Genomic DNA, 15,065 nt, shown 5'->3' on the forward strand with positions numbered 1-15,065 from the left:
CATGGTCTCGGTCCGGACCCTGCTGCCGGTGGTCCAGGGCGTGGCGGTGATGGCCGCCCTGCACCGGGAAGCGGACCGGCTGCGCAACAGCGGAGACTCCCGCTCCCGCGGCCAGATGATGGCCGACACCGTGTTCGAACGCGTCACCGGCCGCAGCACCGCCGACCCGGCCCGGCTGGAAATCCAGCTGGTGATGACCGACCGCGCCCTGCTCCGCGGCGAGGCCGAACCGGCCTGGCTAACCGGGTACGGCATCGTCCCGGCCCGCTACGCCCGCAACCTCACCCTGTGGCCAAACCGACCGCCGGCAACGGCGCACGCACCGGAAGCCAACACGGAAGCCAGCCCGCCCGGCCGGACCGGGCAGAAGGCGCCGCCGGCCGGGACCGAGACGGGCTGGAGACCGCCCGCGAGCAGGCCCACCGCACCAAAGTGTTGAAACAAGGCAGTCTGGAGGACATCTGGGTCCGCCGCCTCTACACCGCGCCGGGGACCGGGCAGTTGCTGGGGATGGACTCGGCCGCCCGGAAGTTCCCCGACGGGATGCGCCGGATGATCCTCGCCCGCGACGCCGTTTGCGGCAGGCCCTGGTGCGACGCCCCGATCCGGCACATCGACCACATCGTGCCCTGGTCACAAGGCGGCAAAACCACCATGACCAACGGCCACGGACTCTGCGAACAATGCAACCAGTCCAAGGAAGCCGAAGGGTGGTCCAGCCGCACCGTCGACGGACCGCACCACGCGGTGGAGACCACCACCCCCACCGGACACACCTACACGTCTACCCCGCCACCGCTCCCAGGCACGCCGCCGCCCGGAGCGTCAGGGGCGGATAAGGCCACAATCGGGACGGTGCCGGCGGGCACAACGATTCCGGCATTCGGGACGGCTCAGGGAACCCTGTCGAGCGCGGAGATCATTCGCCGCGCTTTGGCCGCTTGCAGGACGAACAGTGATGGAGACGCCGACGACGGCGCCCGCCTGGGCGTGTGCACTGCCGGCGGTTGGGCAGTAGTAAGGATTTCGAGGAACAAGCTCGCTCGGTCTGCCGCCTAAATATCCAGCTCAAGGGGCAGTGGCTTACCAGCGCGGGGGAGTGCGCTGGCCAGCGCAAGGGGCAGGCACCGACCAGCGCAAGGGAGTGGCGTGGCACTAACCAGCGCAGGGGAGCGGCACTTGGCCGATCCGTACAGTGCGCGGAGCGGAACCTTTACTGCGGGCCGAGGCCTGGAAGGCTACTTACCCGTTGTCGCGGATCAGATTGGTGATCCGCGCCGTGGAGAGGCGCCGCCCGTCGTCATCGGTCATCACGACTTCGTGGACGGTCAGCGAACGGCCCAGCTGGATCGCCGTCGCGGTGCCGGTGACGCGTCCCGAGGAGACCGAACGGTGATGACTGGCGCCAACTTCGATGCCGACGGCGTGGCGGCCCGGGCCCGCGTGCAGAGTCGCTGCGAAGGAACCCAGCGTTTCGGCCAGCACCACATGCGCGCCGCCATGCAGGATGCCCGCCACTTGGGTATTACCTTCCACCGGCATGGTTGCCACCATGCGCTGCGGCGTCATCTCGCTGAAAACGATGCCCATCTTCACCACGAGCGCTCCCACACCGGTGTGTATCAGCCACCGGTGCAAGTGTTCCGGGACACCGGCGTCGACGAGTTCGGCGATCGTGGCTGCGGCCGAGGCCGGGGGCGAGCCCTGCGAGTGTCCCGCAGCACTGTCGCCGGGTGTGAATTTGTCGCTCATGGGAACTAGGCTGGCAGGTGTGAGTGAAACTAACAAACCGGAAGCAGCGACCGCGATAGTGGAGGCCGAGGGAGCCCCCGTTACCGGCCCGGAGAGCGAAGCTTCGGGGCCAAAGCGCCTGCTGCTGATCGATGGCCATTCGATGGCGTTCCGCGCGTTCTATGCCCTGCCGGTGGAAAACTTTTCCACCGATACCGGCCAGCACACGAATGCCGTTTACGGTTTCACTTCCATGCTGATCAAGATGATCGAGCAGCGCGAACCGACCCACATCGCCGTGGCGTTTGACCTGGACACTCCCACCTTCCGCACTGAGGAGTATTCCGAGTACAAGGGCGGCCGCAACAAGACGCCCGAGGAATTCCACGGCCAGGTGGACCTGATCGTCAAGGTGATGGAGGCGATGCAGATCCCCACCGTCACCCTGGACGGATACGAGGCCGACGACGTCATCGCCACCCTCAGTGCCCGGGCCGAGGCCGCCGGCTGGGAGGTTCTTGTGGTCTCGGGAGACCGCGACGCGTTCCAGCTCATCACGGACAAAGTCACCGTGCTGTACCCGAAGAAGGGCATTAGCGACATCCCGCCAATGGACGGCGACGCGGTGGAAGCCAAGTATTTCGTCCGGCCGGAACGGTATTCGGATCTCGCGGCGCTGGTCGGTGAAACCGCGGACAACCTCCCCGGCGTTCCGGGCGTGGGCCCAAAAACCGCTGCCAAGTGGATCAACCTCTACGGCGGCGTGGAGGGCATCCTAAAGAACCTGGATTCGATCGGCGGCAAGGTCGGCGAGGCGCTTCGGGCCAATGTCGATTTGGTCAAGCGCAACCGCCGGCTGAACCATCTGCTGCGGGATCTGGACCTTCCGGTGAAGCTGGAGCACATGGTGCTGCAGTACCCCGACCGCGCCGCCATCGAGGAACTCTTCGATGCGCTGCAGTTCAACACCCTGCGCAAGCGACTCTTCGACCTCTTCGGTGAGGAGGACGCCGTCCGCGAGACGGAGGTCAACGCCCCCGCCCACGCGGTGGTCACCGATGCGGCTGCCCTGAAGGAATGGCTGGAGGAGACCAACCAGCACAACGTTGCCCTGCAGTTGGTGGCCGAAGCTGCGGAAGGCGGGGACGACGCCGTCGGGCTGGCCCTGGTGGCCCACGCACAGGCGGCGTATGTTCCGCTGACTGCCTTGGACGCAGACGCCGAGCAGTTGCTGGCACACTGGCTGTCCGACCTGGACGCACCGAAGATCGTCCACGACTTCAAGTACGCCTACAAGGTTCTCTCGCGGCGCGGGTTCGAGCTGCTGGGCGTAGTCGACGACACCGCCATCTCGGCTTATCTCATCCAGCCTGACCGGCGCAGCTACGAACTGGCGGACCTGGCCCAGTACCACCTGAAGATGTCCGTGGCGGCCCCGGAAGCCGCGGCGAACGGGCAGCTGGAGCTTGGCCTGTCCGAGGACGACAAGGCCGGGCCTGCCGTGGTGCAGGCGTTCGCTGCGCTGCAGCTGAGCGAACACTTCGCCGGACAACTGGTGGATCGTGGCGCCAACCAGCTGCTGGGCGGGCTTGACCTGCCCCTGTCGCTGGTACTGGCGCGGATGGAACTGGACGGCATTGCCGTGGACGCCGGCGCGCTGGACCGACTGGTGGACGACTTCACGGTGACCATCGACGCGGCCAGCTCGGCAGCCTTCGGCATCATCGGCAAGGAAATCAACCTTGGCTCTCCCAAGCAGCTGCAGGCGGTGCTGTTCGAGGAGCTGGGGCTGCCGAAGACCAAGAAGATCAAGACCGGTTATTCGACCGACGCGGATGCGCTGAACGACCTGTTCGCCAAGACGGGCAACGAATTCCTGGTCCAGCTGCTGGCCTATCGTGATGCTTCAAAGCTGCGGCAAACGGTGGAAGGCCTGCGCAAGACCGTGGCGGATGATGGCCGGATCCACACCACCTACGCGCAGACCGTCGCCGCCACCGGCAGGCTTTCCTCCATCAACCCGAACCTGCAGAACATCCCGGTCCGGTCGGAGGCGGGCCGCCGCATCCGCGAGGCGTTCGTCGTCGGCGAGGGCTACGAGCTGCTGCTGACCGCCGACTACTCACAGATCGAAATGCGGATCATGGCACACCTGTCCGGAGACGAAGGCCTGATCCAGGCGTTTCGGGCGGGCGAGGACCTGCACCGGTTCGTCGGTTCGCACATCTTCGGGGTCGCCCCGGAGGATGTCACCAGCGAGATGCGCGCCAAGGTCAAGGCCATGTCCTACGGCCTGGTGTACGGGCTGAGTTCCTTCGGGCTGTCCAAGCAGTTGAACATCTCCGTGGATGAGGCCCGGACACTGATGAAGGAATACTTCTCCCGGTTCGGTGCTGTCCGCGACTACCTGCGCGGCGTGGTGGACAAGGCCAGGGTGGACGGGTTCACCTCGACGATCGAAGGTCGCCGCCGCTACCTGCCGGACCTGGCCAGCGATAACCGCCAGCTGCGCGAGATGTCGGAGCGTGCGGCCCTCAACGCGCCCATCCAGGGGTCGGCCGCGGACATCATCAAGAAGGCCATGCTCGGTGTCTCGGAGGAGCTGCGCCACCAGGGACTGAAGTCCCGGATGCTGCTGCAGGTCCATGACGAACTCGTGCTCGAAGTAGCGGCGGGGGAGCGGGAACAGGTGGAGCAGCTGGTGCGGGCCCAGATGGGCGGCGCCGCCGAACTGACCGTGCCGCTGGACGTGTCGGTGGGCGTGGGCGCCAACTGGCAGGAAGCCGGACACTAGTCCGGTCGCTTGGCCGGGGCGTCGCGGGCACGCAGGGGCGTGACGGTTCTGTGCGCTGCCTGCGGCTTCCTCTGGCGGACCGGGGGAGGTGCGGCTAGGCTCGAAGACCGTGACCACCCACACACAAGAAACCCGCCAGGACATCCGCATCGACCGGTTTGCCGCCGGGCTCGATGGCGACAAGCCGGACGCCAAGACCCTCGGCTGGTTCGAAGCGGTCAGCTTCGGGTTCCACGACGGTAAACCCGATGCCTCCGACATTGCTGCCTACACCAGGACCTACGGCGCCGACCAGCGGATTCTTTGGGGCGCCTACGACGACACGCAGCGCCCGGGCGTGTGGGACCCCGCAGTACCCGTCGCTACCTACGCCACCATGGTCAACACCCTCAACGTGGGCGGCGGGCGGCTGCTGGACACGCACCTGATCACCGCGGTGACGGTCCGGGCGACGCACCGGCGCCGCGGGCTGCTGCGGCGGATGATCACCGACGATCTGAAGCAGGCCGCCGGCCGGGGACTCGCGATGGCGGCGCTTACCGCTTCCGAGGCCACCATCTACGGACGCTTCGGTTTCGGGGCCGCAACGTTCATCCGCGAAGTGGAAATTGATGCCCGCGAGCGGTTCGGTCTGCTGGCCGCGGCCACCGGGACTATGGAGTTGGCCGACCCGGCTTCGCTCCAGGACTTGGCGCCGGAAATATTCAGCGGGTTCCACGCCCGGACCCTGGGCTCGATCGGACGCCAGGCCAGTTACGCCTTCCGGGTCTCGGGCCGCTGGAGCCAGGACAAGCCGTCCGAAGACAAGTCGCTGCGAGCGGCTGTACATTACGACGGCGACGGCCGGCCGGACGGCTATGTCAGCTATCGGTTTGCCGGCTGGGACAGCAAGCCCTACACCGTGAAGGTGGTTGACCTGGTTGCCGCCGGGCAGGATGCGTACCTGGAGTTGTGGCGTTATCTCGGGTCGCTGGATCTGGTGGAGCGGATCAAGTTCCCGCTCGGGCCGGTGGAGGATCCGCTGGCGTGGGGACTGGCGGACAGCCGCGGCTACGAGGTGGCGGCGGTTGAAGACGTGTTGTGGCTGCGCGTGCTAAACCCGGTGGCGGCCCTCCAAGCCAGGCCGTACCTGCACGACGGCTCGTGCACCCTGCGTATCACCGATCCGCTGGATATCTGCGGCGGCGTCTACCGACTGACCGTCAGGGACGGCCGGGGAACGGTTGACGTCCTGCCGGAGGGTGCCGGCGTCGACGCCGTAGTGCCCGTGGATTCGTTCGGTTCGCTCTATCTGGGCGGAGTCCAGGCGCGGACCCTGGCGGCGGCCGGCCACTTCTCCGGTGCCACAGCGGAAGCCGTCTCCAGCATGGACCGCCTGTTCTCATCGGACACCCCGCCGTACTGCATCACGCATTTCTGACCCTGCCGGGGGCGCGCCGTCGAGGCGCCGCTTAGCCGTAACCCTGCGCCTCGACAGGGCGCGCCGCTTTGCCGGGATTGGCGCGACCAGTTAGACTTATTGGGCGCGTAATGCGTATGGAGAGCCCTTCGGTGAAGGGCAGGCTCCATGAGCTTCACCAAAATACATCAGTCCGTTTCCGTAAACGGCAATGCATCCCTTGTGCAGCAGCGGTCGAATGCTGCTGTGCGCCGGGAAGCAGGGCAGCAGCGGAACTCAGAAAACTATCCACATCGGAGCCCCTACTACATGACCATCACCTCCACCGAGAAGCCCGGTACCCCGCAGGTCGCCATCAACGACATCGGTACCGCTGAAGACTTCCTCGCAGCCGTCGACGCGACCATCAAGTACTTCAATGATGGCGATCTGGTCGAAGGCACTGTCGTCAAGGTTGACCGCGACGAAGTTCTGCTCGACATCGGTTACAAGACCGAAGGTGTCATCCCCTCCCGCGAGCTTTCCATCAAGCACGACGTCGACCCGGGCGAAGTTGTCGCCGTCGGTGACGAGGTCGAAGCCCTGGTGCTGACCAAGGAAGACAAGGAAGGCCGCCTGATCCTGTCCAAGAAGCGTGCTCAGTACGAGCGCGCCTGGGGCGACATCGAGAAGGTCAAGGAAGAGGACGGCGTTGTTACCGGCACCGTCATCGAGGTTGTTAAGGGTGGCCTGATCCTCGACATCGGCCTGCGCGGCTTCCTGCCCGCCTCCCTCGTCGAGATGCGCCGCGTGCGCGACCTGGCTCCGTACATCGGCCAGCAGATCGAAGCGAAGATCATCGAGCTGGACAAGAACCGCAACAACGTTGTGCTCTCCCGCCGTGCATGGCTTGAGCAGACCCAGTCCGAGGTCCGCTCCACCTTCCTCAACAAGCTGGAGAAGGGCCAGGTCCGTCCGGGCGTCGTCTCCTCGATCGTCAACTTCGGTGCCTTCGTGGACCTGGGCGGCGTCGACGGCCTGGTGCACGTCTCCGAGCTGTCCTGGAAGCACATCGACCACCCGTCCGAGGTCGTCGAGGTTGGCCAGGAAGTCACCGTCGAGGTACTCGAGGTGGACCTGGACCGCGAGCGCGTGTCCCTGTCCCTGAAGGCCACCCAGGAAGACCCGTGGCAGACCTTCGCGCGTACCCATGCCCTGGGCCAGATCGTCCCGGGCAAGGTCACCAAGCTGGTTCCGTTCGGTGCGTTCGTCCGCGTCGAAGACGGCATCGAGGGCCTGGTTCACATCTCCGAGCTGGCCGTGCGCCACGTGGAGCTGGCCGAGCAGGTTGTCTCCGTCAACGACGAGGTCTTCGTCAAGGTCATCGACATCGACCTGGAGCGCCGCCGCATCTCCCTGTCCCTGAAGCAGGCCAACGAGGGCGTCGATCCGGAGGGCTCCGAGTTCGACCCGGCCCTGTACGGCATGGCTGCCGAGTACGACGAGCAGGGCAACTACAAGTACCCGGAGGGCTTCGACCCGGAGACCAACGAGTGGCTCGAAGGCTACGAGGCGCAGCGCGCCGCGTGGGAGCAGCAGTACGCCGACGCCCAGGCGCGTTGGGAAGCCCACAAGAAGCAGGTTGCTGCTTCCATGGCAGAGGAAGCCGAGGCTCCGAGCGAGTCCGAGGCCGCCCCGACCAGCTACTCCTCCGACGCCCCGGCGGCTCCGGCCTCCAGCGGCGGCACCCTGGCTTCCGACGAAGCCCTGGCTGCACTGCGCGAGAAGCTGACCGGCCAGTAACAACGGCCCTCAGCGCCGGGCAACCCGGCATCGCTGACTGAGGAACCCCCGCACCGTCAGGGTGCGGGGGTTCCGCTGTGTCCGGCGCCTTTCCGGATCGCCGGAACGCCCGTCGCTGCGCGGCCGTTGCCCGGTCCGGGGCCGCTGCGGTCCTTGCCCCGGTGCAGACGCGGCACTTAGGGTGAGGAACGTAAGCACACCCGCGCAGGCCGTTGGCCGGAACGGAGAGAACATGGCAGATAAAGTCGATATCCACGCCTTGCAGCAATCCACCGTGTGGGACAACGAGCAGCAAAAACTGGGCGCCGTGGGGCAGGTCCATCAGGATCCGGTTACCGGAACCATCACCTGGCTCACCGTAGGCCTCGGCCTGGCCGACAGCCGCGAGAAGTTCGTGCCGATTGCCGGCGCCCGCATCAATTCACGCGACGTGTACGTCGCCTACAGCCACGACACCATTAAGGACTCGCCCTCGCCGGAAGCGTCCGACAGCCTCACTCCGGAGGAAGAGGCCGAGTTGCGCAGATACTACGGCACCTAGAGGCGTCCATGACCGGGACACGGCAGCGGACGCCTGCCACCCGTGAGCTGCTCCTCAGGCCAGGGTGCTGACGGTGACCGTGAACTTGGAGTTCCTCGCCACCTGCCGCGTGGGGCCCACCAGTCGGTTCAGCGCCGGCTTGTAGGCCAGGTGGCTGTTCCAGACCGTCCACAGCTCCCCGGCCGGTCCCAGCACCCGCCCGGCGTCGGCGAAGAGCTTCAGCGCGATGCCAGCGTGCACGGCGTTGCCGATGTGAAACGGCGGGTTGAGCACCACCAGCTGTTCGGATGCCGCCGGCAGCGAGGACAGCGCATCGTCCCGGCGGACCTGCACGCGGTCCGCCACAGCGTTGGCTTCCGCCGTGGCACGGGCCGACGCGACGGCGGAGGCCGACTGGTCGGTGGCCAGTACCCGCATTTCCGGGCGTGCAAGGGCCAGATACGCGGCGATGGAACCGTTGCCGCAGCCGAGGTCGACGGCGCGGTCCGCCTGCCGGGCGCCCGCCAACAAGGGCAGCAGCAACCGGGTCCCGGGATCCAGCCTGGGCCCGCCAAAGGTGCCGCCGAAGGCAAGCAGCCGCAACGGAACCGGCAGCCCGACGTCGTGCTCTTCCGCCAGGGGAAAGCGCCCGCCCGACGCCGGCAGCGGACCGGTGGCGGTGAGCACGCGCGCTTTCTGCCGTGCCAGCCCCGCTGTCACGGAGGAGAAGGAGGCGCCGAGCACGGAGTTCATTGCCGTGGTCATGTGCTTCACACGGCCGCCGGCGAGCACCGTGACGCCGGGCGAGGCGGCCGCCGCGATGCAGCCGGCAATCTCCTCCAGCGCATCGAGCGCACGGGGCAGTTGCAGCAGCACGAGCCGTGCGCCGTCGAACGCCGTCGGCTCCAGCGGGAAGTTGCGGTAGCCGGTCAGTCCCATCCGCGAGGCATTGTTGGCCAAGGCCCGCTCGGAACTGAGCGGATCCTGGACCACGCGCATGCCGTGCTTGCCGGCCGCCGCGAGGGCCAGCGTCAGCGCCCCGTAGTGATCGTTGACCACCGTGATGTGGCTTCCGTCCACGCCGTCCAGCAACGGTGCGGCGGTGTCCAGCAACAACCTGTCCGCCGCGTCGTAGGCGAAGAGGTTGTCCGCCTCCACATCGGGCCAGCGCCGGAGCGCGGAAAAATCGAGCGCGGGCCGCTCCGGAGCGGAGTCCGCTGCCTCCCGCCAGGAGCCCGCCGCGTTCGGCGCTTTGGGCGCACTTTCGCCATGTTCAGTCAAGGTCCACCCATTCCGTGCCGAGCGGTTCCGCGCCCGGGCCACCCGACGTCAGCGCGGCGAGCTGCTCCCCGAAGCGCGAGATGACTGCCGGCTGGTCATCCATTGCCAGGTTGATCCGGACGCCGTCGGCTCCGTACTCGCTGCCCAGCACCACGGTGCCCGCGGCGCGCAGCTCATTTTCCAAGCGTCCGGCGTCGGCATGCGCGGCCGGTACCGCGAACAGGCGCATCCGGCGCCGCCGGACCAGCGGCGCGGTCGCCACAGCCTGCGACACCGACTCCGAATAAGCCCGCACCAGTCCTCCGGCTCCCAGCAGGATTCCCCCGAAATAGCGTACGACGACGGCCGCGACGTCGCTGAGGTCCGTCACCCCGGGCGCCGTCTCGCGTTTGAGCAGGGCCTCCAGCATGGGGACCCCGGCCGTGCCGGCGGGCTCGCCGTCGTCGTTCGAGCGCTGGACGCCCCGGTCCGGGCCCAGCAGGAAGGCGCTGCAGTGGTGCCGGGCGTCGTGGAATTCGCGGCGCAGCTCCGCGACCAGGCCGCGGGCCTCTTCCTCCGTCTCCGACCGTCGCAGCACCGTGATGAACCGCGAGCGTTTGATCTCGATCTCATGCCGGTGCTCGCCGGCGACGGTGGTGTAGCTGCTGCTGGGGGACGGGGAAACCATAGGATCCAGCCTAGTGCGCCCCGGTCCCTTGTCCGGCGGCGCCGGACGTGCCTAGTCTGGGTGGCACAGGGCCGCCAGTGCTTCGGCGGCCGGAGAACGCAACGAACGGCGGAACCATGGCGAAGAACCAGCCGGAATTCGACCCGCGCGTCCAGGGCGGAAAGGGCCACGGCCCGGCCACGCCCGACGGCGGCAATGAAGGCCGGGTCTCGGCCGACCAGGGCGACTCGGCCAACCCTGATCCCGAAAGCCAGAACATCACGGGACTGGAACCCGGCGGTGGCGTCCCGCCCGGAGAAACTCCGCCGGCCGAAGACCAGATGAGCGCAGACCAAGGGCACGAGGAGTAGCGGGCGCAGGCCATCCCTGGCCGCCGGAGGCCGGCCGACGCCGGGCTCGCGGTGGCGCGCTCCGGTCCGGCGCGGCCGAGGCGGGACACGCGGTGGCGCGGTCCGGCCTGCGCGCTGGCTAGACTGAGGCCGTGCTCAGAATCGGACTCACCGGTGGTATCGCCGCCGGAAAATCGCTGGCTGCCCGGCGGCTGGCCGAGCTCGGCGCCACCCTGATCGACGCCGACGCCATCGCCCGGGAAGTGGTAGAGCCCGGCACCGACGGCCTGCTCGCCGTCGTCAATGCGTTCGGCCCCGGGATCCTCACCGCTGACGGCAGGCTTGACCGTCCGGCGCTCGGCGCCTTGGTATTCAACGATCCCGCGCAACGCGAGCGCCTGAACGGGATTGTGCATCCGCTGGTCCGCGCCAGCGCCGCGGCCCAGGTAGCCGCGGCAGGCGAGGGCGCCATCCTGGTCCAGGACATCCCGCTGCTGGTGGAAACCGGGCAGAGCCCCTCCTTCCATCTGGTCCTGGTGATCGACGCGCCCGAAGACGAGCGGCTGCGGCGCATGGTTGAGGACCGCGGCATGACCGAAACCGACGCCCGCTCCCGCATGGCCGCCCAGGCCTCCCCGGCAGAACGCAGGGCCGCGGCCGACGTCGTGCTGGAGAACAACGGCACCCGGGAACAATTGTTCGCCGAACTGGACGCGCTCTGGGCGGAACGGCTGGTGCCGTTTAACCAGAATCTGTTGGCCGGTCGGCTGGCTCCGCGCACCGGCCCGCCGGTCCTGCTCGACCCCCAGCCGCACTGGCCCGCGCAGGCATCCCTGCTCGCGAAGCGGATCAGTCGCGCCGACCCGCGCATCCTTGCCGTCGATCACGTTGGTTCGACGGCCGTTCCGGGGCTGCCGGCCAAGGACGTGCTGGACCTGCAGGTGACCGTGCGCAGCCTGGACGACGCCGATTCCGCCGCGGACGCACTGGCCGCGGCCGGATTCCCGCGCTGGCCCGGTACCTGGCGCGACACCCCGAGACCGGAGCATCCGGAGCCGGGGGACTGGCAGAAGAGACTGCACGGCAACGCCGACCCCGGTCGTGCGGTCAACGTCCACATCCGGGCGGCCGGCTCGCCGGGGTGGCGCTATGCCCTGCTGTTCCGGGACTGGCTGCGGGCCGACCCCGGCGCCGCCGCGGCGTATCTAGCCGAGAAACGGCGACTCGCCGGCTTGCATGCCTCGGACGCTTCCACCGGCCGCTACGCCCGCGCGAAGGAAGACTGGTTCAGCCGGACGGCCGATCCGCAGATGAACCAGTGGGCCCGGGAGACCGGGTGGAGGCCGCCGGCCGCCGGCAGCTAGCTCCTTCGCCTCTCACCCGAAGGTCGGTGCGAACTCGCTGGCGGTGAAGACTGCGCCAAACGGGTCCCGGACCAGTGCATCCCGCGTCCAGTCGGTGTTGGTTTGGCCAAGCACCGTCCCGCCCAACCGTTCAGCGGCGGCGGCGGTCTCATCGCGATCGGCAACCGTGAACGCCACGTGCCAGTGTGCCGTCTCGCCGGGCCGCAGGGCCGTGAGCCATCCGATGGCATCCGCGAACCCGGGCGGGACGTTAATGCCAGACTGGCGCTCGTGGATGCCGGGGTCACTGGTCGCCTGCAGGTGGTCGCCGTAGCCGGGGACGCGAATCATGCTGCCGAAGCCGACGTCGTCGAATTGCCAGCCGAAGACCAGGCCGTAGAAAGCTGCGGCTGTGGCGGGATCGGCGGCGTGCAGGTCGCTGAAATTCCACGCGCCCGGCATGTTGACTGCCTGGGCGCCCGGCCTGTTTCGGGCCTGCCAGAGTCGGAACGGAACGCCGGCCGGATCAGCACAAAGCGTCGCGCGGCCGCCCTCACCGGCATCGGTCGGGCCGGAGAGCACTTGTCCGCCCGCAGAGCGGATCCTGTCCGCCGCCGCCTCCGAATCCACCACCGCTACGTACGTGTTCCAGGCGGGGTTTGCCCCAGCAATGCCCTGGCCGAGACCGGCGACGTCCCGGCCGTCGAGCTTGGCGATCACATAGCGCGGGGATACGCCCGGCGGGGTAGCCTCGGCGAAGGTCCAGCCAAAGAGTCCGCCGTAGAAGTCCTTGGCCGCCCCAACATCACGGTGTTCGACGTCAATCCACGACGTCACACCCTCGGGATAGGTCCGGACCGCGTCCATGGCGTGCCTTCCGCTCGTCGTCGCTGCACCCACAGATGTACCGCACGCAGCGCTACCGGGCAATGGGCAAGGGGCCATGGCGGGTCGGCCAATCCGCGGCGGGGGTTAGGCCCAGAGCGATTCCGGACCCACACTGACCGCAATCGGGTCTACCGTTAACGGCATGAGTCTTGCGCAGGACATCAAACGCGTTGTAGCGCCCTTCGAGGTGGTCAGTGAATTCCAGCCTGCCGGCGACCAGCCAGCGGCGATCAAGGAGCTGACCGAACGGATCCAGGCCGGGGAGAAGGACGTGGTGCTGCTCGGCGCCACCGGCACCGGCAAGTCCGCCACCACCGCCTGGCTCGTGGAACAGGTCCAACGGCCCACCCTGGTGATGGTGCAGAACAAAACTCTGGCCGCCCAGCTGGCCAACGAGTTCCGTGAGCTGCTGCCGAACAATGCCGTGGAGTACTTCGTTTCCTACTACGACTACTACCAGCCGGAAGCCTACGTGGCACAGACGGACACTTTCATTGAGAAGGACTCCTCCATCAACGAGGAAGTCGAACGTTTGCGCCACTCTGCCACCAACGCGCTGCTGACCCGGCGCGACGTCATCGTGGTCGCCACCGTGTCCTGCATCTACGGTCTGGGCACGCCGGAGGAATACATCGCGGGCATGGTCACGCTCCGTAAGGGCGCCGAAATGAACCGGGACGACATGCTGCGCCGGTTCGTGGCCATGCAATACGCCCGCAACGACGTCGATTTCCACCGGGGCACCTTCCGGGTCCGCGGCGATACCGTGGAAATCATTCCGATGTACGAGGAACTGGCCGTCCGGATCGAGTTCTTCGGCGACGAGATCGAGCAGATCCAGACGCTGCATCCGGTCACCGGGGAGATCATCCGCGAGGAGACGGAAATGTACGTCTTCCCGGCGTCGCACTATGTGGCCGGCGAGGACCGGATGAGCCGGGCGGTCAGGGACATCGAGGACGAGCTGCGTGACCGGCTGCAGGTGCTCGAGTCGCAGAACAAGCTGGTGGAAGCACAGCGGCTGCGGATGCGCACCACCTATGACCTGGAAATGATGCAGCAAATGGGGTTCTGCAACGGCATCGAGAACTACTCGCGGCATATCGACGGCCGCGGTCCGGGCACGGCGCCGCACTGCCTGCTGGACTACTTCCCGGACGATTTCCTGTTGGTGATCGACGAATCGCACGTCACCGTGCCGCAGATTGGCGCGATGTACGAAGGCGACATGTCCCGCAAGCGCAACCTGGTGGACTACGGTTTCCGGCTGCCGTCCGCGATGGACAACCGGCCACTGAAGTGGGACGAGTTCCTGGAACGAATCGGGCAGACGGTCTACCTTTCGGCCACGCCGGGCAAGTACGAGCTGTCCAAGTCCGACGGCTATGTCCAGCAGATTATCCGGCCCACGGGCCTGGTGGATCCCGAGGTCATCGTCAAGCCGACCAAGGGCCAGATCGACGACCTGCTGGGCGAGATCAACGCACGGGTGGAGCGGAACGAACGCGTCCTGGTCACCACGCTGACCAAGCGGATGGCCGAGGACCTGACCGATTACCTCAATGAGCACGGTGTGAAGGTCCAGTACCTGCACTCGGACGTGGACACGCTGCGCCGCGTGGAACTGCTCCGTGAACTGCGGATGGGCACCTTCGACGTCCTGGTGGGCATCAACCTGCTGCGCGAGGGCCTGGACCTGCCCGAAGTCTCGCTAGTGGCCATCCTGGATGCGGACAAGGAAGGCTTCCTGCGCAGCAGCACCTCGCTGATCCAGACCATCGGCCGTGCCGCCCGCAACGTCTCCGGCCAGGTGCACATGTACGCGGACAAGATCACGGACTCGATGGCCAACGCGATCGAGGAAACCAACCGACGCCGTGAGATCCAGGTGGCGCACAACAAGAAGCACGGCGTGGACCCGCAGCCGCTGCGCAAGCGGATCGCGGACATCACCGACCAGCTGGCCCGCGAAGACGCCGACACCCAGCAGCTGCTGAAAGACTTCGACTACGGCAAGGGCAAGCGAGGGATTTCCGCGGCCGTGTCGAAGGACAAGATCCGCCGCGACGGGCTGGCCGCGGCACCGGCCGAGGATCTGGGCGAGCTGATAGCCCAGATGACGGAGCAGATGCACGCCGCAGCGGCGGAGCTGCAGTTTGAGCTGGCTGCCCGGCTGCGCGACGAGGTCTCGGACCTGAAGAAGGACCTGCGGCAGATGCGCGCCGCGGGCCACGCCTAAGCCCTCGGCGGCTGCGGCACCGGTTTCCGGCGGGCAGATGACGACGGCGGTGCGCATCCGCCGTCGTCAGGCGCACCTGCGCTACACTTGAC

At 67.4% G+C, this 15,065-nt stretch carries 12 protein-coding genes and 1 pseudogene; 9 read left to right on the forward strand and 4 right to left on the reverse strand.

Going from position 1 to position 15,065, the window contains the following annotated elements; all coding sequences use genetic code 11:
- Positions 1-439, forward strand: a pseudogene (locus tag AC5RVD_RS11700) (hypothetical protein); the annotation flags it as partial.
- Positions 436-1,059 (forward strand): HNH endonuclease, encoded by a 624-nt coding sequence (locus AC5RVD_RS11705; RefSeq protein WP_494127001.1) that lies wholly within the window; start codon positions 436-438, stop codon positions 1,057-1,059. The pseudogene AC5RVD_RS11700 and the gene AC5RVD_RS11705, both read left to right, overlap by 4 nt.
- Positions 1,060-1,242: 183 nt before the next feature.
- On the opposite strand, the gene AC5RVD_RS11710 is transcribed toward AC5RVD_RS11705, so the two are convergent.
- Positions 1,243-1,752, reverse strand: coding sequence for a hotdog fold thioesterase (locus tag AC5RVD_RS11710; RefSeq protein ID WP_494127002.1), 510 nt, complete (start codon positions 1,750-1,752; stop codon positions 1,243-1,245).
- On the opposite strand from AC5RVD_RS11710, the gene polA reads away from it, so the two are divergent.
- From polA to AC5RVD_RS11730, 4 genes are all read left to right on the forward strand, one after another.
- Positions 1,751-4,525 carry a DNA polymerase I gene (gene polA, locus AC5RVD_RS11715; protein WP_494127003.1) on the forward strand — a complete coding sequence of 925 codons (2,775 nt, stop codon included), beginning with the start codon at positions 1,751-1,753 and terminating at the stop codon, positions 4,523-4,525. The genes AC5RVD_RS11710 and polA overlap by 2 nt on opposite strands.
- 109 nt (positions 4,526-4,634) lie before the next feature.
- Complete coding sequence (locus AC5RVD_RS11720; RefSeq protein WP_494127004.1) at positions 4,635-5,945, forward strand: GNAT family N-acetyltransferase; 1,311 nt, start codon at positions 4,635-4,637, stop codon at positions 5,943-5,945.
- A 288-nt stretch (positions 5,946-6,233) separates the two neighbouring features.
- Positions 6,234-7,706: a 30S ribosomal protein S1 gene (gene rpsA / locus AC5RVD_RS11725; RefSeq protein WP_494112509.1), complete on the forward strand. Its 1,473-nt coding sequence runs from the start codon at positions 6,234-6,236 to the stop codon at positions 7,704-7,706.
- Between the two features lie 232 nt (positions 7,707-7,938).
- Positions 7,939-8,247, forward strand: a complete 309-nt coding sequence (locus AC5RVD_RS11730; RefSeq protein WP_493987326.1) for a PRC-barrel domain-containing protein — start codon at positions 7,939-7,941, stop codon at positions 8,245-8,247.
- Between the two features lie 54 nt (positions 8,248-8,301).
- Here AC5RVD_RS11730 and AC5RVD_RS11735 read toward each other — a convergent pair whose 3' ends face one another.
- On the reverse strand, positions 8,302-9,507 hold the full coding sequence (locus tag AC5RVD_RS11735; protein ID WP_494127005.1) for a class I SAM-dependent methyltransferase: 1,206 nt from the start codon (positions 9,505-9,507) through the stop codon (positions 8,302-8,304).
- Positions 9,500-10,174 (reverse strand): IMPACT family protein, encoded by a 675-nt coding sequence (locus tag AC5RVD_RS11740; RefSeq protein WP_494127006.1) that lies wholly within the window; start codon positions 10,172-10,174, stop codon positions 9,500-9,502. The genes AC5RVD_RS11735 and AC5RVD_RS11740 overlap by 8 nt, the downstream gene beginning before the upstream one ends.
- A gap of 116 nt (positions 10,175-10,290) precedes the next feature.
- Here AC5RVD_RS11740 and AC5RVD_RS11745 point away from each other — a divergent pair, with 116 nt between their 5' ends.
- Positions 10,291-10,524 carry a DUF6480 family protein gene (locus AC5RVD_RS11745; RefSeq protein WP_494112506.1) on the forward strand — a complete coding sequence of 78 codons (234 nt, stop codon included), beginning with the start codon at positions 10,291-10,293 and terminating at the stop codon, positions 10,522-10,524.
- A 131-nt stretch (positions 10,525-10,655) separates the two neighbouring features.
- On the forward strand, positions 10,656-11,867 hold the full coding sequence (gene coaE, locus AC5RVD_RS11750; RefSeq protein ID WP_494127007.1) for a dephospho-CoA kinase: 1,212 nt from the start codon (positions 10,656-10,658) through the stop codon (positions 11,865-11,867).
- A gap of 12 nt (positions 11,868-11,879) precedes the next feature.
- Here coaE and AC5RVD_RS11755 read toward each other — a convergent pair whose 3' ends face one another.
- Positions 11,880-12,713 (reverse strand): VOC family protein, encoded by an 834-nt coding sequence (locus AC5RVD_RS11755; RefSeq protein WP_494127008.1) that lies wholly within the window; start codon positions 12,711-12,713, stop codon positions 11,880-11,882.
- Positions 12,714-12,876: 163 nt separating this feature from the next.
- Here AC5RVD_RS11755 and uvrB point away from each other — a divergent pair, with 163 nt between their 5' ends.
- A complete protein-coding gene (gene uvrB / locus AC5RVD_RS11760) occupies positions 12,877-14,973 on the forward strand; it encodes an excinuclease ABC subunit UvrB (RefSeq protein WP_494120601.1) in 2,097 nt (698 codons plus the stop codon).
- The last annotated feature ends 92 nt before the right edge of the window (positions 14,974-15,065 follow it).

It is taken from the genome of Arthrobacter sp. THG-b23 (assembly GCF_059091265.1).